This is a genomic window from Kangiella shandongensis, assembly GCF_020005365.1.
In the GTDB taxonomy this organism is placed as follows: domain Bacteria; phylum Pseudomonadota; class Gammaproteobacteria; order Enterobacterales; family Kangiellaceae; genus Kangiella; species Kangiella shandongensis.
The window spans coordinates 89,267-115,571 of sequence record NZ_JACNML010000003.1 but is presented as its reverse complement, the minus strand read 5'-3'; the positions used below and the strand labels follow the sequence as shown (position 1 = coordinate 115,571).

Sequence of the window (26,305 nt, the reverse complement as noted above, 5' to 3'; positions counted from 1 at the left end):
TATATGGCCCCTTTTATTTATTGTAGAATTTATTCTTTTGATAGATTTCTTGAGGTCCTATGAATATTAATAGTTCATTTGATAGCGGTAATATTGAGGTTGTTTCTGCAGATAGTCCGGATAATATTAAGCTACAAATTCGCACAGACTCTAATAGTGAGTTTAAGCAGTGGTTTCACTACAAATTTAGCGGTAATGTAGGCCAAGCCTATAATTTTGAGCTGGTTAACGCTAAAGACTGCTCTTACGTTGAGGGTTGGGAAAATTATAATGTCGTGGCATCCTATGATCGTCAGTACTGGTTCCGTGTTGACTCTGAGTTTACTGCTGAGAAGACGTTAACCTTTTCTCATGAATTAGAACAGGCTTCGATTTATTTTGCTTACTTTGAACCATATTCATATGAACGCCACCAGAATTTAATTCAGGCATCTCAGTTATCGGAGATCTGTCAGCATCGTGTTATTGGCCATACAGTTGATGGGCGAGACCTGGATTTATTGGTCATTGGTAATGAGTCTAAAGGTAATAAAATCTGGATCACAGCCCGCCAACACCCTGGAGAAACAATGGCTGAGTGGTGCGCAGAAGGCTTGATTGAGCGCCTGCTCGATCCGAACGATGCTTTAGCTCGTAGCTTATTAGACAAAGCCGTTTTCTATATCGTCCCTAACATGAATGTTGACGGTAGCTACCGCGGCAACCTGCGTTCTAATGCCGCGGGTGCAAACCTTAACCGAGAGTGGCAGGAACCAACGTTGGAGAAAAGCCCTGAGGTATATCACGTACGTCAAATGATGAAAGAGACGGGCGTTGATGCCTTTTTAGACTTGCACGGTGATGAGGCTTTACCTTACGTTTTCGTCGCTGGTTCTGAAGGTGTACCAAGTTATTCTGACACCATAAAGTCTTTGGAAGATGAATTTAAAACTATCCTGATGTCGGCAAACCCTGACTTTCAGGACAAATATGGTTATGACAAAGATGAGCCGGGAAAAGCTAACTTGACGGTAGCCAATGCATGGGTTGCGGAAGAGTTTAAGTGCCTGTCTTTTACCCTGGAAATGCCTTTTAAGGATAATGATAATTTGCCTAATGAAGAAACCGGTTGGTCATCTGAGCGAAGCTTTTTGTTAGGGCAAACATTATTAAATCCACTGTATCAGCTGGTTGATAAGTTAAGGCCGTAATTTATGCGATTGATTTTAGTTCTTGGAGCGGCTTTGAATGGAGCCGCTGTTTAGTTAAGAATTAACTTATTATCTGATCGTCAAAAAAGCGCTCTTTTAGAGCGCTTTTTTATTCAAAGGTTTGACTGTACTTAAGCCGGAATTTTTTAGGAGGAACTGATAAATCAGTTCGTTAAGCGACCAGTCTGAGTCATTGAGCCTTACTTTTGTATGGTCCGCCTTCATTAATAGGATGGGGTTCTTAGCCAGCTGTTGATTCTGCCATAGGGCTGCTAGCTTTAACAGCTCATCAGATTGGTTCGAACCAATCAATAGCGTCGTCGGATAGCTCCCCTGTGGAAAGTTGTGATAGGGACTCATTCCCAGGAGTTTAGTGATGCCTTCTGTATCGGGGGCTATGGCTAAGTGTCTTAGCCAAGCTTTGTCATCGTTTTGGTAGTAGTTGATAAAGTCAGCTGTTGGATTCTGTAAAACCAGGGCCGACCAGTTTTCTGGCGATAAGATAGCTGCCTGTAATAAGAAGGTAGCACTGTTATCTCGTCCATAGCCAAGAATACCCTGAGCTGAGCTATAGTTTTTATCAACCAACCAACGAACCGCTGAGTTGATATCTTCTGCTGCTTTTAGTTGGCTGCTGGACGATGTCGCTTTTTGCCAGGCGAATCCGTAGGTGCCGCCGCCTCTGATATGCGGGACTGCGATAATACCGTTATGTTCCAACCACTGTTCAAAAATAAAGTGATATCTGTCAACGAAATGCTGTCCTAACCCCTGATGAGTGGTGATTAAGATCTTATTGGCATCGCTCTTATTAATGGCGTGTTTTGAGTATAAGGTGATCGGGATTCGGCTTCCGTCATTGGAGCGGAAAAATAGGACTTTTGTCTTTAGCTGGCCTAGTTGTTGGCGGCCGGAGTGAAGAGCAGTTATGTTTCTTTCTACGAAATCCAGCTGGTATAATTCATGAGGGGTCGACAGCGTCGAGCTGGATAGTAATACTTGGTAAGGATGTGTCAGTAATTGCTCGATACGGGTCTGGGCATGCTCAGGAATATCCAGCTGAGTTTGAGTCGTTCCATTGAGCCTGCTGATGAACCATTGGTGACGTGTGTTATTGACATAATGCAATAACCATTCATTATTCATCAATTCGGCATTCAGAAGTACATCATCTCGCTGGCCAATAACCTCTTTCCAGTATTGTCTTGAGGGTTGCGATTTATCCACTGAAATAATACGTCCTCGTGAAGCGGCCAGGGTAGTTTGAAAGTAGAAAGTGTTGCCATGACTGCCAACGTATTGATATTGTGGCTCCGTTGAGTGGATGAGTTCTTTTGCGTCGTAAGGCCGTTTGAGTTGTAAGTCTTTAACCCAGAATTTTAAATGATTAGCCTGTGGGTTCACTCCTTTGATAATTAACGCGGTATGATCGGTAGCCAGTTCGACATCAATTTCCCAATCTGACGGCTTATCAACCAGACGCGCCGGGTCAAAAATTAGTTGAGGCTCTTTGCCCTTCGGTAGTAGCTTTTGCAGAACGACTTGTTTGCCAGTACTCAGTAATAGCGCACGATTATGCTCCAACCATTCGAGATGTGTTTTTATTTGCGTTATAGGGAGTTCGTGCTCGATAAACTGTCGGTTTGCTAAATCAAACAGTTGCCACTGATATTGATTGTTATCGTTAAGCTCCGAGCTGTTATCTGGCAGCTGCCACAAAATGGCAAAGTAACGGGCGCCTGGTGATAATGAGCTGGCGATCGGCTTTTTTTCGGTAAGACTTAACTCAAATTCAAGTTCAACTTTATTCGACTCTAGATTCCAACGCTGAACGCTAAGCTTTTTATTTTGAGTACTTTGCTTTAAATAATACAGTCTATCCCTAAGTTTTTTAGGAAAGAGGATATGATAAGCGCTGGTTGTTTGCCGCTCTTTCTCTTCCGGTAGAAATTGGGAGAAATATTGCTGAGTGACTTGCTGTTGCTGGGATAACCAGTCGCGTCTTTCCTGGCTGTTTTTTTCTTCTAACCAACGATATGGATCGTGAATCTCCACATCATGCAGCTTATAACTAAAGTCTCGGGTTTGATTTGGTGATACAGTTGAGATTTCCCTGCCTGTCGGACCATCATCTTCTGAGCAAGAGGAAAGCAAGGTGATCCAGGCCAAAAATAATAGAGTTTTCTGTATCTTAAGTATCAACATAGTTGCTGAGCAGGCTTTAATCCATGACTAGCTCCAGTCTAGAGTATAGTGAGCGGGCTATCAACATGGAAAATATATATAAATCAAAGGTATAAGAATTGGTTATCAGTTGAGCAGGAAGTGTTATATAATACTCTAACGATCTAAGACATCCTGTAAAGTAATGACCGATGTAATGACTTCTGTGGACATTGACGTTCCATTTCCAAAGCCGCCTTTAGAGTTATCACCTGAAGAAAAAAGCCTTCACAAATCGAAGATAAAAGATTTGCTGGAGCGACATAATGCTGTGCTGATCGCACACTATTATACCGATCCTGATATTCAGGCATTAGCCGAGGAAACTGGTGGTTTCGTGGGCGATTCACTCGAGATGGCTAAGTTTGGTGCACGTCATGATGCTGACACCTTAATTATTGCTGGCGTTAAGTTTATGGGTGAGACTGCAAAAATCTTAAGCCCGGAAAAACGCATCTTAATGCCGACACTGGAAGCTACCTGCTCTCTGGATTTAGGATGTCCGATCGAAGAGTTCAGCAAATTCTGTGACCAACATCCGGATAGAGAGGTTGTGGTGTATGCCAACACATCTGCTGCCGTTAAGGCTCGTGCAGACTGGGTGGTAACCTCAAGTATAGCTGTTGAAGTCTTAGAGTACCTGGCAGAACAAGATAAGAAGATTATCTGGGGGCCGGATAAGCATTTAGGCCGTTATATTCAACAGAAAACAGACGCTGATATGTTGTTATGGCAGGGGGCCTGTATTGTCCATGATGAGTTTAAGACGAAAGCCTTGCAGCAAACGATGGCACTACACCCTGATGCTGCGGTGCTGGTCCATCCAGAGTCTCCACAAAGTGTGGTTGATTTAGCTGACTTTGTTGGCTCGACGTCACAAATCATTAAGGCCGCGAATGAGCTGCCGAATAAAAAAATGATTGTGGCCACCGATAAAGGCATTTTTTATAAGATGCAGCAAAAGGCACCACACAAGGAATTAATTATCGCACCAACTGCCGGTGAGGGAGCGACCTGTCGTAGTTGTGCCCACTGTCCCTGGATGAAAATGAATGCTCTACACGTACTGTCAGAAGTGTTTGAAGGGCAGGGTAAAGAAATTTTTGTCGATGAAGCTTTAGCAGAAAAAGCACTGATTCCACTTGAAAAGATGGTGAACTTCGCTAAGACTATACAGTCGGAAGTGAAAAGTAATATCTAGAAAGTTAACTTTAGAATCAAATAGCTAGGAGTCAGAATGCGAGCATTTACAATCAGTGCATTAGTATTAGCAATGTCAGCAATCGGTTGTGCAGATGCAACTGAAGATAAAAAGCTGGATGCAAAGGCTAAAGCCAAAATGTCAGTAAAAAATGAAGTTATGGCTGAGAAGGGCGTGGGCTTATGGGAGGAACTTCTCATTTCAGGTCACCGTTCCGACAAAAATAAGCAGCGTGATCAATTCCGTCATCCAAAAGAAACTCTAGAGTTCTTTGGAATTAAGTCCGGTATGACGGTGGTTGAAATTGCTCCTGGTGGTGGTTGGTACACTGAGATTTTGGCGCCACTGCTTGGCCCCAATGGAAAGTTATACGCAGCACACTTCGATCCAGAAAGTGAGGTTGAGTATTTCCGTAAAAGCCGTAAGGGGTTTGGTGAGAAAGTTAAGGCTAATGCCGAGGTTTATGAGAATGTTGAAATTACAACTTTCCAGCCGCCTGAAATGTTCGATATTGCTCCAGAAGGCTCAGCGGATGCAGTAGTGACTTTCCGTAATGTGCATAATTGGCTACGTAATGGCCGTGGAGCTACAGTAGACAGCTTTAAGGCGATGTATAAAGCGTTAAAACCAGGTGGTGTTTTGGGGGTAGTTGAACATCGCTTACCTAAGTCTATGAAGCAAGACGAAAAAGCATCTTCTGGTTACATGCATCAGGACTTCGTGATTAGCATGGCACAAGAGGCTGGTTTTAAACTGGTTGCAACGTCGGAAATTAATGCGAACCCTAAAGACACGGCGGATCACTCTAAAGGTGTTTGGACTTTGCCGCCCAGTTTGCGCTTAGGCGACAAGGACAAAGAAAAATACATGTCGATTGGTGAAAGTGACCGTATGACGCTGAAGTTTGTGAAACCTGCAACTAAATAAGCTTTGGTAAAATACGCTTGAAAAAAAAAGGCTCCTGCGGGAGCCTTTTTAGATCTAGTGTTAAATTTTAGCCTTTCTTAATCGCAGGGAATTCGTGATTACTGAAACTGAGCTAAAGCTCATCGCCGCTGCCGCTATCATTGGCGATAGCAGCAGGCCAAATACCGGGTACAGCACGCCAGCTGCCAGTGGTATTCCCAGTACATTATAGAAAAAAGCAAAGAACAGATTCTGTTTGATGTTTATCATGGTCTTATGGCTTAGTTGATAGGCTTTCTCAATACCTGAAAGATCGCCTTTAACTAACGTGATTTCGGCACTTTCGATGGCAACATCCGTACCGGTACCCATGGCGATACCGATATCTGCCTGTGCCAGTGCCGGAGCGTCGTTAATACCGTCGCCAGCCATGGCAACAATTTTACCCTGAGATTGAAACTCCTTAATTTTGTTCAGTTTGTCCTCTGGCAGACACTCGGCTTCGAAATCAATATCAAGTCCCTCGGCAACGGATTTCGCGGTCACTGGGTTGTCACCAGTCATCATCAGTACTTTTATACCGGAACTTTTTAGCACCCTGACAGCTTCCGCTGATGAAGCTTTGAGTTTATCGCCAATAACAATAAAGCCTACCGCTGTCCCATCGACAGCTAAGTAAGAGATGGTTTTGCCTTTTGACTGATACTTTTCAGCCTGTTGGGTAATGTTTTGCACCAGTTCAATCGAGTTGTGCTTTAAGAGCGCTGCATTGCCAAGCATGATCTGCTGGTCATTGATTTGACCGCTAACGCCATGGCCACTGTGCGCCTTGAAGTTTCCTACTTCGCTGAGCCTAACGTTCTGTGCTTTTGCATACTTGACAGTTGCTGTTGCTAACGAATGCTCACTCGGTTGATTGACTGAACCTGCTAAAGCTGCAACCTTATTCGTTGTATAGTCTGAATGAGTTGACACAACTTCTTCAACGGAAGGTTTGCCTTCGGTCAAGGTTCCAGTTTTGTCGATTATTAGTATATCGACCTGGTTTGTCCGCTCCAGTGCTTCAGCATTTTTTATCAGTACACCCGACTGGGCTCCACGGCCGACCCCAACCATGACGGACATAGGCGTAGCTAATCCAAGCGCACAAGGGCAGGCGATAATTAATACCGCGATAGCATTGACCAGGCCATAGGTATACGCTGGCTGTGGCCCCCAAATAGCCCAGATGATAAAGGTGATGATTGCGGCAACAATGACCATTGGTACGAAGTATTTTGCAACTTTATCCGCTAATTTCTGAATAGGGGCTTTCGAGCGGCTTGCATCGTTGACCATTTGAATGACCTTGGATAACAGGGTATCTTTGCCGACCTTGGTTGCTTCCATCAAGATAGAGCCGCTACCGTTGATGGTGCCTGCGCTGACGGCGTCATCTTTGCGTTTAGTGATGGGAATTGGTTCTCCTGTAATCATCGATTCATCAATATCGGATGAACCATCGATCACTTTGCCATCGACTGGGATTTTACCGCCGGGTTTGACGCGGAGTGTATCGCCGACGGAAACTTGGTCAACGGTTACCTGCTTTTCTTCACCATCTGTGACAAGGGTGGCGACGGAGGGAGATAACTTAAGCAGTTCCTTGATGGCCCTGTTGGTTTTACCGTGTGCTCGAGCTTCCAATAATTGGCCAAGAAGTACTAGAGTCAGAATGACTGTTGCGGCTTCAAAATAGACAAAGACCGTTCCTGACTCTGTCTTAAATTGTGCGGGAAAAATATTGGGTGCCAGTAGGCCACTTAAACTGAAGAGCCAGGCAATGCCCGCACCAATACCAATTAAGGTGAACATGTTCAAGTTCAGAGTTTTAATCGATGTCCAGGCTCTCTCGAAAAACATCCAGCAGCTATAAAAGACAACGGGCAGTGACAGTCCAAGCTGTATCCAATTCCAGTAACTTTGTGGTAGCCATTGATATAATGGGTTACCGGGAATCATTTCTGACATGGCAATCATAAAAATTGGCAGTGTGAACCCGACTGACCATTTAAACTTTTTAAGTAAAGTTACATAGGTTTCGTCAGCTTCCTCTTCATGCTCAACTTCTTTGGGAACCAGTTCCTTACCACACTTGGGGCAGAGGCCGTGTGCTTCCTGTTCAACTTCTGGATGTTCGCTACAGGTATAAATAATATGACTGACTGCACTGGCATGGACCTTCTCAAGATTCATGCCACAAACAGGGCAGGCTCCTGGTTGATCGTAGAGCTTATCACCTTCACAAAACATGGGGCAGTAATACTTACCAATAGCTTCTTGCCCAAATTCATGCTCAGGCTTGTCCTCGTTGGAGTGCTCATGATGACAGCTGGAAGCACTTTGAGCGTGCGTAAGCTTGTCTTGAGCCTGGCTCTGGTCGAGTCCGATAGCTTCGAGCATGATGGCCTCTATTTTGTAATTACCTTTTTCTGTTAATGCCTTTTGTAGCCTTTCCAATGGCACCTCATTCTCTGAATCAATCAGTGCCGTTTTCGGAAGTTCGACGAAAACATTATGCACACCATCTATAGGTTCTAACGCTTTTTGAACTTTTTTACGGCAGCCATCGCAACTCATGCCATCAATTTTATATGCTCGGATCATCACCCCTCCTTAAAGGAAGCCAATGGTTCCAGTATCAGATTAGAACCAGGCTCTAAAACCTATTTTATATTCAGTGCTATTGGCAGACTCGCCTTCGGCCCTTAAAAAGTTTACGGTATCGCCATAGCTGTTATTTCTGCTGATAGCGATAAAGGGTGCAAACTTCGGCGTCACCTCATACCTTAATTGTAGGCTTATTTCGGTATCAGACAAGCCTGAACCGATACTTCGCTCTGCATCATCTTTGCCATAAAAGTTTGCTTCAATCTCAGGCGATAACACCCATTGCTGAGTTAGCATCATTTCGTATTCCGCTGAAAAGCGGAGTCCTGTCTGACCGGACTCGCCAATAAAGAGGGCTGAGTCGATTTCAAAGAAATAGGGGGCTAAGCCTTTAAAGCCAATTACAGCCCAGTGCTGATCTGGGTTCGGTAATAAATCTTTTCGAACGCCCATCTGAAAATCCCAGTAAGGTGCTACTGCTTTACTGTATAAAGCCTGTAACTCGATCTCCTCAGTATCCCCATGATGACGTTCAATGTTGGCTTTTAGCCATAATTTGTTGAGATCATAGCCAAACCAGGCTTCCCCTTCGAAAATATAGGTATCATCTTCATTTTCCACCCACGAAAATTCGTCGACCATAACCATACTTAATAGAGGATCATCTTTAGCTCCAGCATTGGCCATTAGAGGCATACCGCATAGAGTAATAGCTGTCAGGCTATGTTTAAGTGTCATGATGACTCTCCTTAATCGTGGTTGTCGTGGTGATTATGATGGTTCATCATCGGCTGTTTCTTTTTGCCTTTGACGACCCGGACTTCGCGCATCATGCCTGGCATGTGATATAGCAGGTGGCAATGGTAAGCCCAGCGTCCCAACGCATCGGCAGAGACAAGGTAGCTGATTTTCGACCCGGGTTGCACCAGTATCGTATGTTTACGCGGAATATAATCAGGTTCCCCGGTTTCCAGTTCACTCCACATACCGTGCAGGTGGATGGGATGGGTCATCATGGTGTCGTTAACCAAAGTAATGCGAACCCGCTCACCATACGTCAGGATTAAGGGCTCCGCGTCGGCAAATTTTATACCATCCATGGACCACATGTAGCGGCTCATATTGCCGGTTAAATGTAGCTGGATCTCACGCTCAGGTTCGCGCCGGTCTATGGTTGGTGTCAAATTGTAGATATCACCGTAGGTCAGTACTTTTCGTCCTAAGGCCTTTTTATGATTGCGTAAACCAACCCCGGGGTCGTGCAGACCGCTTTGTGGCATTTCCGCACGCATATCAACGTGAGGACCGAACTCGGTTGGTGCATGCTTGATTTCATTATTGCTACCCATGCCGGCTTTACCAAGCCCTTTATGCATCGAATGATCCATGCTGTTATGATCCATATTCGAGTGGTTCATACTACCGCCATTCATGGAGTCATTTTGCATTGAGCTGTGATCCATACTGCCGTGATGGGACATGCCCATATCACGATGGCCTAAGATTGGTGCCCTGTCCATCTCTGGAATCTCGGCCCGCCACTCAGGATTTGGCGTCAAAGTACCGCAGGCATAGCCAGAGCGATCAATCGTTTGTGCAAACAGCGTATAAGCGCTGTCGGCGCTTGGTTCAACAATGACGTCATAGGTTTCGGCAACGCCAATACGGAACTCATCAACAGTAACTGGTTCAATGTTCTGACCGTCGGTCGCAACAACTTTCATACTCAGGCCTGGAATACGAATATCGAAGATACTCATAGCGGCTGCATTAATAAACCGTAAACGAATTTTTTCGTCTTTACCAAATAGTCCCATCCAGTTTTGGGCTGGTGTAGCGCCGTTCATGAGGAAGGTGTAAGTGTATCCAGTGACGTCAGAGATATCACGATCACTCATACGCATGTTATTCCACATGGCGCGATCTTCCCAGGTTTGTTCAACGCCTTTTTTCTTAACTTCAGACCAGAGGTCGCTCATAGTGCGCTCCTGGCGGTTGTAGAAGTGACTCATCTTTTTCAGGTTGGCGTAAATATCATTCGGATCATCATCACTCCAGTCGGACAGTAGTACCACATAATCGCGATCAGCTTGAACCGGATCTGAGTCCTTAGCATCAATGATCAGGGCACCGTAAACCCCGGTTTGCTCCTGGAACCCCGAATGGCTGTGATACCAGTAGGTTCCACTTTGGTTGAGATCGAATTCGTATTCGTAGGTTTCGCCCGGTTTGATGCCATCAAAACTTAAGCCAGGAACGCCATCCATTTCGGTGGGTAGGATAATGCCGTGCCAGTGGATGGAAGCATCGTGGGCAAGGTTGTTTTTAACATTGAGTTTAATCCGTTGTCCTTCTTTAAAGTGTAGGGTTGGTCCTGGTAGAGAGCCGTTAACGGTAGTCGCTGTGCGCTCTGAGCCTGTCAGATTCACCGTCTGATAACCAATGGAGAGGTTTACTTCATCACCGCTCAGAACCAGTGGCAGCTTATAATCAGCAGCTTGTGCAAAGAGTCTTCCACTCATGCCCAGGCCGACGGCAGCGCTTGTAGCTGCTGCGCCGGTTACAAATTTACGGCGATTAAAACTTTTATTCAGTAGTTTATCGAATACTGACATCAGAACTGTTCCTCTAAACCGTTGACTTCAGCAAAGATCGATACCTGGCCATTGTCATGTAGAAGGAAAACCTTGTAGGGCATAAACTTATCCTGATACTCCATTCCCGGACTACCCACCGGCATCGCAGGGACGGATAATCCTAAAGCACCTTTTGGCGGGTTGGATAAAAACTGTTTAATGTACTTTGCGGGGATATGTCCTTCGAAAACAAACTGTTGTTCATCCTGTTCGATGACCGCTGTATGACATGATGCCAGGCGAGAGTTGATACCAAGCTCTTGCTTAAGTTGGCTCAAGTTAGAGCTAATTTCGATAGTGGTACCAATATCATTTTGATTCAGATGCTTAGCCCACTTATCACAGCAGCTACAGCCTTTATTTTTATAAACCGCTAAATGCAGTTCATTTAGGTTGCTAGTATTTGTTGTTTCTGAGGCTGGCACCTCAGCAAAGCTGAACGTCATCACCAAAGCCAGCGATAGCTTTACAATTGCATTTAATTTCATGTTGAACTCCAAAGTCTGTTAATAAGTAGCACGGTGGTGTGCGAGACATATTGATTGCTTTAGAGTTGGATAGGGGGTCTATAGAGAATACTGTGGACAGAGAGTAAAGGCAGGTCTTTATAACGATCCAGTACCTGTTGAGATGTTGGCTCGTTCGTTTTTGCCAGCATCGGCGGTGCCACAAGGGATGGTGTACTACAGCTTGTCATAGGACAATGTGATTCACCGCAGCAATCATCAGTTTTTACTGACTGTGTATCATGCTGCATTCGACTTTTCATAGCATCATGATCCATATTCATGACGTGCTGCTGTGACATGTCTTTCTGTTGCATGATGCCGCCGCAGTCCTGAAGGGAACCGAGCGAGGCACTACTGATGTTCAGCATCAGTATGCTGATTATCAGGTATGTTAATTTCAGAAAACGAGCCATGTCTTTGAATGTCTTAAAGTTAAGGTGTGGCAAACCAACCACACCTTTCTGATTCTAACACTTTGATTTTTCGCAAGCCAAGCCGTTTACATATCTTTACCGACTATTTAGTCGGTAGTTGACTTTCCTTTCTCTATCATATCGTTGACGTAATCGTCCTTATCTTTTTGTAAATCCTCGTCAGTGGGTAAAGGCTGGCCTGTGTAGGCATGAAGAAATGCCTCACATAGAAGTTCACTATTGGTGGCGTGTCTCAAATTATTAACCTGGCGACGAGTTCGCTCATCGGTTAAAACTTTCAGCACCGAAAAGGGTATAGAAACGGTAATTTTCTTTACTTTATCCTTTTTTTCACCATGTTCTACATAGGGATTAATGAATTCCCCGTTCCACTTTTTGCTCATTTTCACCTCATAGTTTGTTGATCAGTCGGATTATACACATATTCAGCCGCCTAAACATCTTGACTTTTACAATTATCAAGTTATGATTTCTATACGTTTAGACGTCTAAATGTATAAATGGTTTGTTTGAATTCCAGCAATATCATTTAGGGCGAATTTCGAAAGATAGTTATCCCTCGAGATGGGAGGGTGTGAGTTAACGATATGCTGACAATAAAAAGCCAAGAAAAAAGAGAGGAGGTAACAACGCCGGTATCTAGCCGTTTGGGCGTGGTAACTCTCGAGCCGACTCCTGAGTTAAGTGTCGGTATTCCCGCTCGACCTGTTGAAGTTGAATACGCCCTGTACGGTGATCTAAACCTACCAGTAACGGTTGTGCTGGGTGGTATTTCGGCCAGTTGTCAGGTGATGAAGTCAGGTCAGGATAATGCTCATTCCCGAGCAACTTACACTCAAGGGTGGTGGCAACCCTTAGTAGGACCTGGCAAAGCTGTAGATTGCACCAGGACCTGTGTCTTGTCTTTTAATTATGTAGCGCAGCATAGAGTCAAAACTTCAGTGAGCGAAGTTCGAGAGCTAAGTTTAACGCCAGCTGATCAAGCTAAGTTGCTCAATGTCCTGTTAAAAACATTAAAGCTCAACGGGAGGATTACTTTTGTTGGCAGTTCTTATGGCGGCATGGTGGGCTTAAGCTTTGCTGAATTATATCCGGAAGCCATTAAGCAATTGATTTGTATTTCTGCGAGCGATCGAAGCACCCATACGGCCAGGGCGATACGAGCGATACAGAAAGGTATTTTTGAATTGGCCGACTTGCCTGAACAAAAACACCAAGCGTTATCTCTGGCCCGCCAATTAGCGATTTTATTTTATCGTACCGATGATGTGTTTGATGCTCAGTTTATAGACCCACTGCTTGAGCTTCCCCAAGGAAAAGTTGTGGGTTATGAGCAAACGGTTTATAGCTACCTTGCGCATCAAGGTCAGAAATTTGCCAACTCGAACACTATAGAAACTTATGCTGCATTGTTGGATTCAATTGATACTCATGCTGTTAACGCATCAAAAATTGAGTGTGATTGCAGTTTTATAGCCGTACCTAGTGACCGACTAGTCAGTTATGAGTCGATGCGCAAGCTTGCGCATAAGGTCAATGGTCAATCTCAATTTTATCGTCTTGAATCCATTTATGGTCATGACGCTTTTTTAAAAGAATTTCAGAAATTAACAGAATTATTGAAAAAGATTTTAGGAGAATATGATGAACCAGCAACGAGCTACGCAAGCTGTTAGAGCAGGCATCGAAAGCGATCAGCAATACGGTGCGGTAACGCCACCACTATATTTATCGAGTAATTATACGTTTGAAGATTTAGGCAGCCCAAGAAAGTACGACTATAGTCGTTCTGGCAATCCTACTCGCGATGTTCTGGCTGAATGCCTGGCTGAACTCGAAGGTGGGGTTGGCGCTGTGGTTACTTCCAGCGGCATGTCAGCTGTTCACCTGGTTACTCAGTTATTAGAGCCGGGTGATCTGGTCATTGTTCCACATGATTGTTATGGCGGGACTTACCGACTGTTTACTTCTTTAGCTAAAAAAGGTGGTTGTCGGGTAAAGTTTGTCGATCAGGGGGATGCAAAAGCTTTCCAGGCTACATTGCAGGAAAAACCTCGTATTTTATGGATAGAAACACCGAGTAATCCCTTATTAAGAATTGTCGACGTTGAACAATTATGTCAGCAAGCAGGCGATGATGTTATTAAAGTAGTCGATAACACCTTTTTATCACCAATCCAGCAAAAACCACTGGAGCTAGGTGCTGATCTCGTTATTCACTCAACGACTAAGTACATCAATGGGCATAGCGATGTGGTCGGCGGTGCTGTAATTGCTAAAGCACCAGAGTTACATGAACAGGTTGCCTGGTGGGCAAACTGTATTGGTATTACCGCATCACCGTTCGATAGTTTTATTACTACTCGAGGTATTCGGACGCTTGGTATTCGTATTAAAAAACACGAAGAAAATGCTCATGCGATTGCAGAGTTTTTAGATAACCACCCACTGGTAAATAACGTTTATTACCCAGGGCTTGAGCATCATCCAGGGCATCTGGTGGCACGAAAACAGCAGCAAGGTTTCGGCGCCATGTTGTCGTTTACTACCAGGTTCAATCAAGACACGCTTGCCAAGTTTATCAGGGAGCTGAAGCTGTTCTCACTGGCTGAGTCATTAGGTGGCGTGGAAAGTTTGATCTGTCATCCTGCAACCATGACTCATGCAGCAATGGATGAAGCTGCTCAGCTGGAAGCTGGTATCACCTCTCAACTATTGAGAGTATCAGTAGGTATTGAAGAAGTTGACGACTTATTGGCAGATCTGACGCAGGCTTTTGAGCGAATTCAGCTTGATATTGATAAGCATCAGAAGGAGGTGAGCAATGGCTGATAATCTTTTTGCTGTTGGTGCTGAGCTGGTTCATAAAAATGGTCAGCACAAGGTTCATAAGTTTGGGGGTACCTGCCTGGCTACCGCAGCGTCTATTGCAGCGGTAGCTGACATTGTAATTAATGAAGTCGATAAAGGCGATCTGGTTGTTGTATCGGCTAATGGCAATGTCACTAACTGGCTGTTAGCGCTGATTGAAGGTGGTATTCCCGATGGTCAAGTGGTCCTGGATTACTTTGAAAAGTTGCAACAGGAGGCGCAGTTCAGTCGAGCCATTCTGGACAGCATCAGAGCTGATGTCATCAGTATCTGTCGCAGCATAGAAGACACCTATTTTTCTCAGAGTGACGTTTTGGCCTATGGTGAAGTGTGGTCATCACTGATTTTATCCGATATTTTAAATCAGAAGGGGCATAAGGCATTACCAGTGGATAGTTGTCGATGTTTAAAATTAAACACAGCAACCTATCAATATCCGTTTGACCAGGCCTTTGCCGATAACGCACTGGCTGATCTGTATCAGTCTGAAAGTGATACTACTTTTGTTGTCACCGGCTTTATTGCGCTGGATCGCGAGTTGAAGAAAACCACTCTGGGACGTAACGGCAGTGATTTTTCCGCTACGGCATTGGGCTATCTGGTCAATGCACCAAGCATTACCATTTGGACGGATGTTAATGGTATCTATACGGCCGATCCCAAAATTATTCGAAACCCACTTTTAGTAGATAGTTTGACGCTTTGTGAAGCGCAAGCTCTGTCGGAGCTGGGCGCGAATGTGTTGCATGAAAAAACGGTGTTACCGTTATTGTCCTATAAGGGCCGCGTGAACATTAAAAGTTTTGAACAGCCGGAAGCCCCCGGCACTGTGGTATCACAGGACATTACGCCGACGAACCAGGTTAAGACCATAACCTTTAAACCAAAGCTGCATAAAGTTTGTGTACATTCTATTGATGAATTGCAGGCGCGCCGAATCCAAAAGAAGTTGGCTGAAAAGAGCATTGCCAGCTACGTCAATGGTTATGATATTACTCAACACAAACTGACATTCTATATAGAAAAAAGTGATGTCTTTGCTGTTACTTCAACCATCAAAGCATTACAGCATTATCCTTCGGTATTGCTTTCTAATATGACGTTGATTTCGCTGGTAGGGCAGAACATACGTCAGGATAAGCGTATTATTGAACGCTTTATTCGACGCTTAAGCAGCTTTGATACGCAGGAAATTCACTACCCAAACAACAGTCACAGCTTGTCGGTGGTGATTGACGACCAGCATGCAGAAGCCTTACTGCGCGACTTGCATACCAGCTTCTTTTATCGTGAGCCTACGGTACCTGTGGTAGTTTTAGGCTACGGTAATATTGGCAAGAAGTTTGTTGAGTTAATCGAGCAAGGTTATGAGCGTCTATCGAATGGTTTGAATCGTTCAATTCAGATATTGGCTGTGGCTAACAGCAAACGCTTTGTGTTCGATCATAACGGCCTGGAGCTGAATAAAGTGGAGTCGGCTTTGAGTCACGGAGAGGATAACCGTACCGATCAAATTTTTGCCTGGTTAGAACAATACGCTGGGCGGGAGTTGATTGTTGTCGATGCCACGGCGAGCCAAAGCGTTTCTGAGCGCTATAAAAGGTTCGCTCAAAATAAATGGCATATTATCTCGGCAAATAAAATTTCTGCCTCAGATAAAGCGTATGCTAAAGCGGTTGAGAAAGAACTCGATGCTCATCACCGTGTATGGAAAAAAAACACGACGGCAGGAGCTGGGTTACCCATTCAGGCAGTGATCAAAAACCTGCATGAATCGGGTGATCATATTGAACAGGTGAGTGGTATTTTTTCTGGCTCTTTGTCGTGGTTATTCAGCGAGTTTGATGGCTCACAGCCTTTTACTGAGCTACTAAAAGTGGCGCAGGACAATGCTTATACCGAGCCTGATCCGCGTGAAGATTTATCGGGCAACGACGTAATCCGCAAGATCCGTATTCTGGCACAGCAACTTGGTTTTGAAGATGCACCGGAAGATTTTGAACCGGCTATTTCCGACGAACTTTTGCAAGGTAATCTGGATGACTTCTGGCAGAAAGAAAACGCCATTAATGACTATTATCAAAGCTTGCAAGAAAAAGCGAAAGCCGATGACACTCTATTGCGTTACATTGCTACGCTGACACCTGAAAAATTATCGCTAAAACTGGAGTTTATCGATAAGTCACATCCGTTTGCTTCGTTAAATCCATGCGATAACGTGTTTCAGGTCGAAAGCGCCTGGTATAAGGCCAATCCGCTGATTATTCAGGGGCCGGGCGCTGGACGTGAAGTAACGGCGGGCGGTGTGCTCAATGACTTGTGCGACCTGCTAAGGGGGTACTAAATGGCACGTTCCGATCCCAGTTATGAAGAGGCTCGCATTGCCGAGTTTCTAAATCAACAAATTGCTGATTTAGACGGTAAGGTGAATGTCTCCTTTGAGTTTTTCCCGCCAAAAACACCGGACATGCGAAAGACGCTGTGGAGCAGTATTAAAAAACTGGAACCGCTAAGTCCTGAGTTTGTCTCAGTGACCTATGGCGCAGCAGCCAGCACGCGTTCACGAACGCATGATGTTATTACTAAAATCATTCGAGAAACAGGGTTAACTGCGGTACCACATTTAACTTGTATTGGTTCCACTGAAGCAGAAATCGAAGCTATTGCCGAAGATTACTGGGATAAAGGTGTGCGGCATATCGTCGCGCTGCGTGGCGACTTAGGTGAAGGCGCTGACACAGGAGATTTTGAATACGCCACTGATTTGGTAGAGAAGCTTAAGTCTTTACACGATTTTGAAATCAGTGTGGCAGCCTATCCAGAAGTTCATCCTGAAGCAGACAGTGCTCGAAGTGATTTGCTTAACCTCAAGCGTAAAGTGGATGCAGGGGCTTCCCGTGCTATCAGTCAGTTTTTCTTTAGCGCAGAGAAGTTTTTACACTTCCGCGACAACTGCGAAGCCGAAGGGCTGGGGATTGATCTAACGCCCGGGATCTTGCCGGTAACCAATTTCCCGCAGCTTTTAAAGTTCGCCAAATTTACCCAGGTCGATATTCCAGACTGGATGTTTAAGGTGTACGAAGGCTTACAGGACGACCCTGAAACCAGTCGCCTGATAGCATCGCATATCGCGATTGAGCAGGTAAAATTACTGGTTAAAGAGGGTATTAGCGACTTCCACTTTTACACCTTAAACCGCGCTGATTTGACCTACGCTATTTGCCACAGCTTGGGTAAACGCTGCTTGTCATCGGTGGCTTGAAGTTATTTTCTACGTCATTCACCACAGGCACTTCCTACGGTCGCCCGCGAAGGCGGGAATCTGCTAAGGATGCCTATTTAAAAGATTCCCACCTTCGTGGGAATGACGGCAGTTCTGCTCCATTACTTTATCTAATCCCAAAGTCTACATCTCCCTATTGAGAATCGTTTGCAAATAGAATTTATTCTTATATAATTCGGCTAAATCCTCCGCACGGTGGAACTCATGAGTAACCTAAATACCGCAAAAGTACTGTCTGTAAAACACTGGAACGATACACTATTCAGCTTCCAGACCACACGCGATCAAAGCTTACGCTTTAGAAATGGCGAGTTTATTATGATTGGTTTACCTCTTGAAGGGGGTAAGAAAGTCATGCGCGCCTACAGTATCGCCAGCCCAAATTATGAAGAGCAACTTGAGTTCTTCAGTATCAAAGTCCCAGACGGTACTTTGACTTCTCGCCTGCAGCACTTAAAGCCGGGTGATGAGATTATGATCAGCAAAAAGCCAACGGGAACTTTGGTGGTTGATGATGTAAAACCGGGGCGTAACCTTTATTTATTGGCGACGGGTACCGGTCTGGCGCCGTTCATGAGTATTATTCAGTGTCCTGAGACTTACGAGAAGTTTGATAAGGTTATTCTGTGCCACGGTGTTCGTTATGTCAGCGAGCTCTGTTATCAGGAGAAAATCATGCAGGAGCTGCCGCAGCACGAATATCTCGGTGAAGTTATCAGGGAGAAACTCCTGTACTACCCAACGGTGACACGCGAACCTTATCAAAATCAAGGACGTTTAACCCATGCCCTGGAAGAAGGTCAGGTCGAGTCGACCTTAGGCATTGATAAGTTGGATCCAGAGCATGACAGAGCAATGATTTGTGGTAGTCCCGCAATGCTTGAAGATTTGTCCAAAATGCTTGATGCCAAAGGCTTTGAGATCAGCCCTAAAATGGGTATTCAGGGAGACTATGTGATTGAGCGAGCTTTTGTCGAATAGCTATATAACTAAAGACCATATAACTGAATGGCATAAATTTATAGTTGTTAATTTGTAGAGAGTAGACGTCTATACACCAATAATAGCACTATCGTGAATAATTGATGTATAGACGTGACAGCCAAAGAACAACAACCCAGCTGGTTAGCCAGCAAGCTCATCGGCGATGAGTTAGTTAACAAAATCAAATCCCTTAACCCTCAAGAGTTGAGTTGGTTAAGCGGCTATTGTGCTGGATTGCTCGAGAATCAAGCACCCCAGGCTTTACAGCCTCAGTCAGCCAGCGTTTCAGTTCCAGTACCGGAGCCAGTTAACCCCGTTCTTGTGCTGTATGCATCGCAAACCGGTAATGCGCAAACGGTTGCGGAAGGCTTGTTTAAAGCTTTGCAACAGAGCGGCATTGATGTCGTTATTAAATCGACGCTGGATATTAAACTCAAAGATCTGAAGAATTATTCAGCAATTCTGCTTACCGCTTCAACCCATGGCGAGGGCGAACCGCCAGATGATGCGATTGAATTCCACGAAGCAGTTTTCAGCAAAAAACGACCAAAGCTTGATGGTGTTCGACATGCTGTTTTAGGGCTGGGAGATTCCAGTTATGAATTTTTCTGCCAAACAGCCAAGGACTTTGACAAAGCGTTAAGCGAAGGCGGTGCTTCTGCATTGATTGAGCCAGTTCTGTGTGATGTTGATTATGAGGAACAGGCAGAGCAGTGGGTCAGTCAAGTGGTCAGTTCGATTCAGCAGCATGTAGTTGCAAGCCATGACTCAGCAGTTATTTCCAGCAGTAATTCGTTAGCGCCACAAGCTTCCAGCGCTACGTCTTATGATAAAAATACTCCATATGTAGCTTCAGTAGAAACAATTCAGCGTATTACTGGAACCGGCTCCCCGAAAGAAACTTATCATGTTGAAATCGATATCACTGACTCGGGTATTTCTTATGAGCCGGGGGATTCGCTGGGTATTGTGGCTCATAATAAAGAATCATTGGTTCAAGAGGTTCTTGCTGCTCTATCACTGGAAGCAAATGAGAAGGTAGTATTTAAAGACCAGACTATTTCATTACAGACTTTTCTGATAGAAAAAGCGGAGCTGACTTTGGTCAATAAGGGCAGTCTACAAAGTCTGCTTAGATTATCCCCGAGCGATGAATTACAAACTATCGTGGACAACAGTTTCTCCGAGTTTATAGAGCAACACCAGTTTATTGATGTATTAAAAATTGCAAAGCCAAAACTAACTGCACAGCAGTTGGTGGATATTTTAAAGCCAATTAAACCAAGATTATATTCTATATCCTCCAGCCAGGAAGAGTCTCCAGATGAAGTTCACTTAACGCTTAATCATGTTTCAGTCAGCAACCAGTTTGGTCAGCGTTATGGACTGGCCAGTCATTACCTGACTCAAAATCTGGAAGAGGGTGATGAGATCAGTATCTTCATTGAGACCAACCAGAAGTTTAAGCTTCCTGAATCTGACGCGCCGGTCATTATGGTTGGCCCGGGAACAGGCGTTGCACCATTCAGGGCCTTCCTCCAGCATCGCGACGCGATGGAGAATTCGGGTGATAACTGGTTATTCTTTGGCAACCCTCACTTTAATACCGATTTCTTATATCAGGTAGAAATTCAGAACTTCCTCAAAGCGGGTGTATTAACTAACGTTGATCTGGCGTTTTCTCGTGATGGCGAAGAAAAGGTTTATGTGCAGCATAAGTTGCTTGAACAGGCCGCCGAGGTTTGGCAGTGGCTGGAGCAAGGCGCTTACTTTTATGTCTGCGGCGATATGCATCGCATGGCAAAGGATGTTGAAGAAGCCTTATTGCGGATAGCACAAGAGCAGGGCGGGCTTGATGAAGACGGTGCAAAACAGTACCTGAAGCAATTGAAACTTGATAATCGTTACCAGAGAGATATTTATTAATGAGCAAAGTAAAACCGACAGAATATGATCCCAAGCGTCACACTGATGTCGAAACGATAAAGGTTAATAGCAACTATTTGCGCGGTACTTTAGAAGAAAGTTTACAGCGTGAAGTAACCGGTGCAGTAGCCGATGATGATCAGATGCTGATTAAGTTTCATGGCTCCTACCAGCAGGATGATCGTGACTTACGTAACGAGCGTCGTAAACAGAAATTAGAGCCTTTGTATTCATTTATGATTCGAGCTCGCCTGCCTGGTGGTGTGGCGACTTCAGAGCAATATAAAGTACTGGCTGATATTGCACAAAAGTATGGTGGCAGCAGCCTGCGTTTAACAACTCGCCAGACGTACCAATGGCATGGCGTGTTTAAGCGTGATTTGAAGAAGACGATTGCCGGTATCAATACAGCCTTAGTCGATTCGATCGCCGCCTGTGGTGACGTTAACCGCAATGTGATGGCCAACCCTCTGTATGAAACCTCAAAGCTTCACCAGGAGGTCTATGAATGGTCAAAAAAAATCAGTGAGCATCTGTTACCGAATACCAATGCTTATCATGAGATTTGGCTTGACGGTGAAAAGGTAGAAACCACAGAAGAGCCTATTTATGGAAAAACCTACCTGCCTCGAAAGTTCAAAATTGCCATTGCGGTTCCTCCGTATAACGACGTTGATGTTTATGCCAATGATATAGGCTTAGTAGCTATTGCTGAGGGCGATAAATTAATTGGCTTTAACATTCTTGCTGGTGGCGGTATGGGAAGCTCTCATGGTGATCCTGAAACTTACCCTCGGGTAGCCAGTGTTTTGGGCTTTTGCCGTCCGCAAGACACTTTGGCTACAGTTGAGGCTATTCTAAAAGTACAGCGTGACTACGGTAATCGAGAAGTGCGTAAACTGGCACGTTTGAAATATACGGTTGATCGCTTAACCGTTGATGGTTTTAAAGATATTTTAGCCGACTATCTGGGGTGGCAGTTGGACGAAGCAAAACCCTTTGAATTTGAGCATAACGGTGATCGTTATGGCTGGATTCAAACCGATGACGGCAACTGGCATTTAACTCTGTATATCCATAGTGGGCGGATCAAAGATAGTGAACAGTCAAAAGTATTTAGTGGGTTGCTGGCTATTGCCGATATTCATGATGGGGAGTTCAGGTGTTCTCCCAATCAGAACCTGATTATCAGCAATGTGACCGAGGAAAACAAAGCCGCCATTGAAGGAATACTTTCTGAGCACAACATCAGTATCGGTGAAGCAGAAACACCAACGCGCCTTAATTCATTGGCTTGTGTTGCTTTTCCAACTTGTGCTTTAGCGATGGCTGAAGCCGAACGTTATTTGCCGACATTGATCGATAAGATTGAAGATCAGCTAGAACAGCATGGTATTTCTGAAGTGCCGATTAATATTCGCATGACCGGCTGTCCAAATGGTTGTGCACGTCCTTACCTGGGCGAAATTGGTTTTGTCGGTAAAGCGCCTGGAAAATATAACTTGTACCTTGGTGCCAGCCACCAAGGGGATAGAGTTAATAAGCTATACCGAGAGAATATCAATGAAGCGCAAATTCTAGAAGAGTTATCGCCTATATTTGAAAGTTTCGCTGCAAACCGTAAAGACGGTGAGTTTTTTGGTGATTATGTGGTTCGGCAGGGCTACGTTAATGCCGTCCATAACGGCAGCGACTTCCACAGTTAAACTAAAACATTGAGGTTATCATGAGTTTAGCAAGCCCATCGTGGCTCGTGCAGGTCAATCAAAAACTGGAGCAGGCATCGGCCGAAGAGCGAGTGCAGTTTGCACTGGAGAATATGCCAAGGAACATCGTGCTGTCCTCCAGTTTCGGTGCTCAGTCTGCCGTTAGCCTGCATTTGCTAACGCGATTTATGCCTGACATACCGGTGATCCTGGTCGACACTGGCTACCTGTTTCCTGAAACCTATCAGTTTGTAGATCAATTAACCGAGCGATTGAATCTTAATTTAAAAGTTTGTCGCAGTGAATTGAGCGCTGCGTGGCAGGAAGCTCGATACGGTAAGCAGTGGGAGCAGGGTAAGGATGGCATCCAGGAATACAATGAGCGCAATAAAGTGGCGCCCATGGATCGCGCGTTGGATGAGTTGAAAGCTGAGACCTGGTTTTCAGGTTTAAGAAGGCAGCAGGCGAGCTCTCGGCAGGACCTTCCTGTGGTGCAGTCGTTTAAAGATCGGTTAAAAGTACATCCTATTATTGACTGGAGTAATAAAACTGTTCATGACTACCTTAAAAAGCATGATTTACCTTACCATCCTCTTTGGCATAAAGGTTATGTGTCGATTGGTGACACCCACAGTACGGTGCCTTTAACCGCTGATATGACGGAAGAAGAAACTCGCTTTGGCGGAGTGGTTCGTGAGTGTGGTTTACATGTGGATACTTTATCGGGGCTTTAGACCTTATTAAGTTTGAAGTTTTGTCATCAAGTGACAGAGTGACGAAAGCAAGACAACTAGCACCAATTTTCCCTAATATTGAGCTGGAGCAATATAAAAATTTAGCAATTTGAATCTTGGACGATTCAAATAACAAATATCAGGCCATGGACGGCCTGTTGTTTGAGGTGCGTTAAGAATTTTTATTTGGCTACAGTTTAGTCATGCTTGCATGACTTCAATATCGGGTGTCTTTTCTTTTGGTTCGTTTTCTTTGGAGAAGCAAAGAAAATGAACATCCATAAAAAAAGGTTTTACTGGATAAAATATACCTAAGGAGAGACTGTTTCCAAAGTCACTGCACCCCGCGGTGAGCGAGCGTAGGAAGTGCCTGTGGTACCGCGGGATGACACAAGGTGGGCCGGGCCATACTCTACAAAAGCAAATTAAATATGCCACATCTGGTGCATCGGCAGTGGTTTTTCTTCTTCCTTTTCTGCTTCGTTCATTAATTGTAGCGATGAGGTGTAATCTTTATGAATATAACGGCTTAGCTGTTCGCTTGAAATATGCGGAGCAAAGTCATTAATAAAGTCTTTCATGTACTTTTTCAAAAAGATATTTTTATTAAATGCTAACCAGGTTGTGCAGCGAGGAAGAATATCTTTTGTCGAGTAGCCGAGCAGGTCCCGATCCTGCTGTGGTGAAAAAGCCATACTGGCAACGATTCCGATGCCGAAACCATTACGGACATAGGTTTTGATGACATCAGCGTCTCGAGCGGTGAAGACGATATTGGGTTCCAGCTTTTCTTTTTTAAACGCATTGGTCAGGCTGGAATGTTTTGCCCCACCCATGAATGGGTAAGTCACGATAGGGTACTTGGCAAGATCTTTGAGCTCGATTTTTTTCAAATCACCAAGAGGATGATCATGTGGGAACAACAAGGTTCTATCCCATTGGAAGCATGGGATCTTGATGATATTGGCACCAAGGTCAATATTACCAGAAGCAATGGCAAAATCGACTTCCTGCTTTTGCAGCTGCGTTAAAATCTGATCGGAAGTGCCTTGCTGCAAATCAATAGTCAAATTTGGGTAACGTTTATGGAAGTTACTAAAAACTTTGGGCAGCACATACTGGGCCTGCGTCTGGGTCGTTGCAATGGAAAAACTGCCCGAGTCACTGTCATTCGCCAGGTTTGTGATGTTCTTAATATGGTTGATTTCATGTAATACCTTGCGTGCTCGGTTAAGAACTTCCTCACCGAGTTCGGTAATACCCACCAGTTGTTTGCCGTTTCTTTCGAAGATCTTCGTCTCTAATTCACTTTCTAATAACCTTAGCTGCTTACTGATTCCGGGCTGAGATGTATAAAGCTTTTCAGCTGCTTTTGTGATGCTCAGGTTATTGTCAGCAATAGCTACAAGATAGTTCAATTGCTGTAACTTCATAACATTTACTTCTTAAATACCCTATAATGACGTCGATAGTATACGTATAGACGGCCAAAGGCAAGCTTTATATTCTTTTTGGTTATAAGGGATTGGCTAAAGATTATTTATCAATTTTGACAATCAATGTTTAGATATGGCCATCTAAACGGTCAGCGTAAACAGGTCAGGCTATGGAGTATTTTCCCATTACAGTTAAATTGCAACAACAGCAATGCCTTATCGTAGGTGGGGGAGAGATTGCCTGTCGAAAATTGAAGAGTTTGCTTAAGGCTGATGCCAGAGTCAGTCTGGTCGCCCTGGAATTCTCTCCAGAAGTGATAGAGCTGGCGAACAAGCACGGTTTAAGGTTGTATCAGGAAACGTTTCGAGCTGACTTGCTTGATGATAAGTATCTGGTCGTCGCAGCAACTGATAATAAAACACTTAACGAACAAGTGAGTGAAGCTGCCAGAGAGCGTAATATATGGGTTAATGTGGTCGATGATCTGGAGTTGAGCACTTTCATCATGCCGGCGATTATTGATCGTTCGCCTCTACTGGTGGCGGTTTCAACGGGTGGCGTATCCCCCGTGTTAGCCCGAAAGATTCGTGAAAAAATTGAGTGGTTGCTTCCGAAAAACTTAGGTAGCTTGCTTAGTAAGCTTAAAGATTACCGTCCATTTGTAAAAAAAAAGTTTCAGAGCTTAAAAAGTAAGCGTGACTTTTCAGAGTGGTATATTGAGCATGCTACTGAGGATAGTGACATTTTGAACCATGACTTTGAGCGAGTAACTGAGCTATATCAGAAACAAGTTCAGCCAGCAGGGAAAGTGTTTCTGGTTGGTGCTGGTCCTGGTGATGCGGAGTTGTTAACGGTCAAGGCGTTGAAGGTCTTACAGAAAGCAGATATTGTTTTACATGATGCATTGGTTTCCCAGGATATTTTAGAGCAGGTGCGTCGTGATGCGACCTTAGTTAATATTGGGAAGCGAGCGAAGAAGCACAGTGTGGTGCAGGAAGAAACCAATCGACTGTTGATTGAGTATGCGCGAAAAGGGCTCAGCGTGGTCCGTCTAAAAGGTGGCGATCCTTTTATTTTTGGCCGTGGTGGAGAAGAGCTTCAGGAGCTGGTAACAGCAGGTATTGATTACGAAGTCGTACCTGGCATTACTGCCGCTTCAGGTTGCTCCAGCTATGCAGGAATTCCATTGACTCACCGTGAGTATTCGCAAACAGTCATGTTTATAACGGCACACTGTAAAAACTCTGAAGATAAGTTGAACTGGCAGAGTCTGGCCAGGGAGCGGCAAACCGTCGCAGTATACATGGGGCTGTTGCGTAATGAGGTATTGGTTGAACAATTAATTAAGCATGGGCGAGATGGTGCGACACCAATCGCTGTTATCGAAAATGGCACGCTACCTCGGCAGCGAGTAATCACCGGCACCCTGCAACAGCTACCGGGCTTAGTCAGTGAGCATGACATAGTGTCGCCGTCGCTGATTGTGATAGGTGAAGTGGCGGCATTAGCCAATCAGTTAGGCTGGTTTAAATATAGTCAGTTGATTACACAGAATTCACATTTAAACGATGACTACCGAGATGGTCAGCATCAACCCATTAAAGAGGCTGTATAAC

Annotated in this window: 20 protein-coding genes; 12 read left to right on the top strand and 8 right to left on the bottom strand. The window is 44.6% G+C overall.

Annotated features, from left to right (window positions below; genetic code table 11):
* Positions 1-59 precede the first annotated feature (59 nt).
* Complete coding sequence (locus tag H7708_RS03945; RefSeq protein ID WP_223669175.1) at positions 60-1,190, top strand: M14 family metallopeptidase; 1,131 nt, start codon at positions 60-62, stop codon at positions 1,188-1,190.
* Positions 1,191-1,286: 96 nt separating this feature from the next.
* Here H7708_RS03945 and H7708_RS03940 read toward each other — a convergent pair whose 3' ends face one another.
* A complete protein-coding gene (locus H7708_RS03940; RefSeq protein ID WP_223669174.1) occupies positions 1,287-3,395 on the bottom strand; it encodes a prolyl oligopeptidase family serine peptidase in 2,109 nt (702 codons plus the stop codon).
* A gap of 163 nt (positions 3,396-3,558) precedes the next feature.
* Between H7708_RS03940 and nadA the strand changes: the two genes are divergently transcribed.
* Together nadA and H7708_RS03930 are read left to right on the top strand one after the other, a co-directional pair.
* Positions 3,559-4,614 (top strand): quinolinate synthase NadA, encoded by a 1,056-nt coding sequence (nadA, locus tag H7708_RS03935; protein ID WP_223669173.1) that lies wholly within the window; start codon positions 3,559-3,561, stop codon positions 4,612-4,614.
* A 138-nt stretch (positions 4,615-4,752) separates the two neighbouring features.
* The gene (locus tag H7708_RS03930; protein WP_407929720.1) at positions 4,753-5,541 is read left to right on the top strand and encodes a class I SAM-dependent methyltransferase; all 789 of its coding nucleotides are present in this window, start codon (positions 4,753-4,755) and stop codon (positions 5,539-5,541) included.
* A gap of 60 nt (positions 5,542-5,601) precedes the next feature.
* On the opposite strand, the gene H7708_RS03925 is transcribed toward H7708_RS03930, so the two are convergent.
* From H7708_RS03925 to metJ, 6 genes are all read right to left on the bottom strand, one after another.
* Entirely contained in the window at positions 5,602-8,166 is a 2,565-nt protein-coding gene (locus tag H7708_RS03925; RefSeq protein WP_223669171.1) for a heavy metal translocating P-type ATPase, read from the bottom strand.
* 39 nt (positions 8,167-8,205) lie between these two features.
* Positions 8,206-8,907: a copper resistance protein B gene (locus H7708_RS03920; RefSeq protein WP_223669170.1), complete on the bottom strand. Its 702-nt coding sequence runs from the start codon at positions 8,905-8,907 to the stop codon at positions 8,206-8,208.
* Between the two features lie 11 nt (positions 8,908-8,918).
* A complete protein-coding gene (locus tag H7708_RS03915) occupies positions 8,919-10,784 on the bottom strand; it encodes a copper resistance system multicopper oxidase (RefSeq protein WP_223669169.1) in 1,866 nt (621 codons plus the stop codon).
* Entirely contained in the window at positions 10,784-11,293 is a 510-nt protein-coding gene (locus H7708_RS03910) for a DUF411 domain-containing protein (RefSeq protein ID WP_223669168.1), read from the bottom strand. The genes H7708_RS03915 and H7708_RS03910 overlap by 1 nt, the downstream gene beginning before the upstream one ends.
* A 59-nt stretch (positions 11,294-11,352) precedes the next feature.
* Positions 11,353-11,760 (bottom strand): hypothetical protein, encoded by a 408-nt coding sequence (locus tag H7708_RS03905; protein ID WP_223669167.1) that lies wholly within the window; start codon positions 11,758-11,760, stop codon positions 11,353-11,355.
* 74 nt (positions 11,761-11,834) lie between these two features.
* On the bottom strand, positions 11,835-12,131 hold the full coding sequence (gene metJ, locus H7708_RS03900; protein ID WP_223669166.1) for a met regulon transcriptional regulator MetJ: 297 nt from the start codon (positions 12,129-12,131) through the stop codon (positions 11,835-11,837).
* Positions 12,132-12,335: 204 nt separating this feature from the next.
* On the opposite strand from metJ, the gene H7708_RS03895 reads away from it, so the two are divergent.
* From H7708_RS03895 to H7708_RS03860, 8 genes are all read left to right on the top strand, one after another.
* Entirely contained in the window at positions 12,336-13,424 is a 1,089-nt protein-coding gene (locus H7708_RS03895) for an alpha/beta fold hydrolase (RefSeq protein WP_223669165.1), read from the top strand.
* Positions 13,393-14,580 carry a cystathionine gamma-synthase gene (gene metB / locus H7708_RS03890; protein ID WP_223669164.1) on the top strand — a complete coding sequence of 396 codons (1,188 nt, stop codon included), beginning with the start codon at positions 13,393-13,395 and terminating at the stop codon, positions 14,578-14,580. The genes H7708_RS03895 and metB overlap by 32 nt, the downstream gene beginning before the upstream one ends.
* Entirely contained in the window at positions 14,573-16,963 is a 2,391-nt protein-coding gene (metL, locus tag H7708_RS03885; protein ID WP_223669163.1) for a bifunctional aspartate kinase/homoserine dehydrogenase II, read from the top strand. The genes metB and metL overlap by 8 nt, the downstream gene beginning before the upstream one ends.
* Positions 16,964-17,881, top strand: coding sequence for a methylenetetrahydrofolate reductase (gene metF, locus H7708_RS03880; RefSeq protein ID WP_223669162.1), 918 nt, complete (start codon positions 16,964-16,966; stop codon positions 17,879-17,881).
* A gap of 225 nt (positions 17,882-18,106) precedes the next feature.
* Entirely contained in the window at positions 18,107-18,883 is a 777-nt protein-coding gene (locus tag H7708_RS03875; RefSeq protein ID WP_223669161.1) for a ferredoxin--NADP reductase, read from the top strand.
* Positions 18,884-18,997: 114 nt separating this feature from the next.
* Positions 18,998-20,812: an assimilatory sulfite reductase (NADPH) flavoprotein subunit gene (locus tag H7708_RS03870; RefSeq protein ID WP_223669160.1), complete on the top strand. Its 1,815-nt coding sequence runs from the start codon at positions 18,998-19,000 to the stop codon at positions 20,810-20,812.
* Complete coding sequence (gene cysI / locus H7708_RS03865; RefSeq protein ID WP_223669159.1) at positions 20,812-22,518, top strand: assimilatory sulfite reductase (NADPH) hemoprotein subunit; 1,707 nt, start codon at positions 20,812-20,814, stop codon at positions 22,516-22,518. Before H7708_RS03870 ends, cysI begins: the two co-directional genes overlap by 1 nt.
* A gap of 20 nt (positions 22,519-22,538) precedes the next feature.
* A complete protein-coding gene (locus H7708_RS03860) occupies positions 22,539-23,252 on the top strand; it encodes a phosphoadenylyl-sulfate reductase (protein ID WP_223669158.1) in 714 nt (237 codons plus the stop codon).
* A 425-nt stretch (positions 23,253-23,677) separates the two neighbouring features.
* Here H7708_RS03860 and H7708_RS03855 read toward each other — a convergent pair whose 3' ends face one another.
* Positions 23,678-24,685 (bottom strand): LysR substrate-binding domain-containing protein, encoded by a 1,008-nt coding sequence (locus H7708_RS03855; RefSeq protein WP_223669157.1) that lies wholly within the window; start codon positions 24,683-24,685, stop codon positions 23,678-23,680.
* A 173-nt stretch (positions 24,686-24,858) separates the two neighbouring features.
* On the opposite strand from H7708_RS03855, the gene cysG reads away from it, so the two are divergent.
* Positions 24,859-26,304 (top strand): siroheme synthase CysG, encoded by a 1,446-nt coding sequence (gene cysG, locus H7708_RS03850; protein ID WP_223669156.1) that lies wholly within the window; start codon positions 24,859-24,861, stop codon positions 26,302-26,304.
* Position 26,305 lies beyond the last annotated feature (1 nt).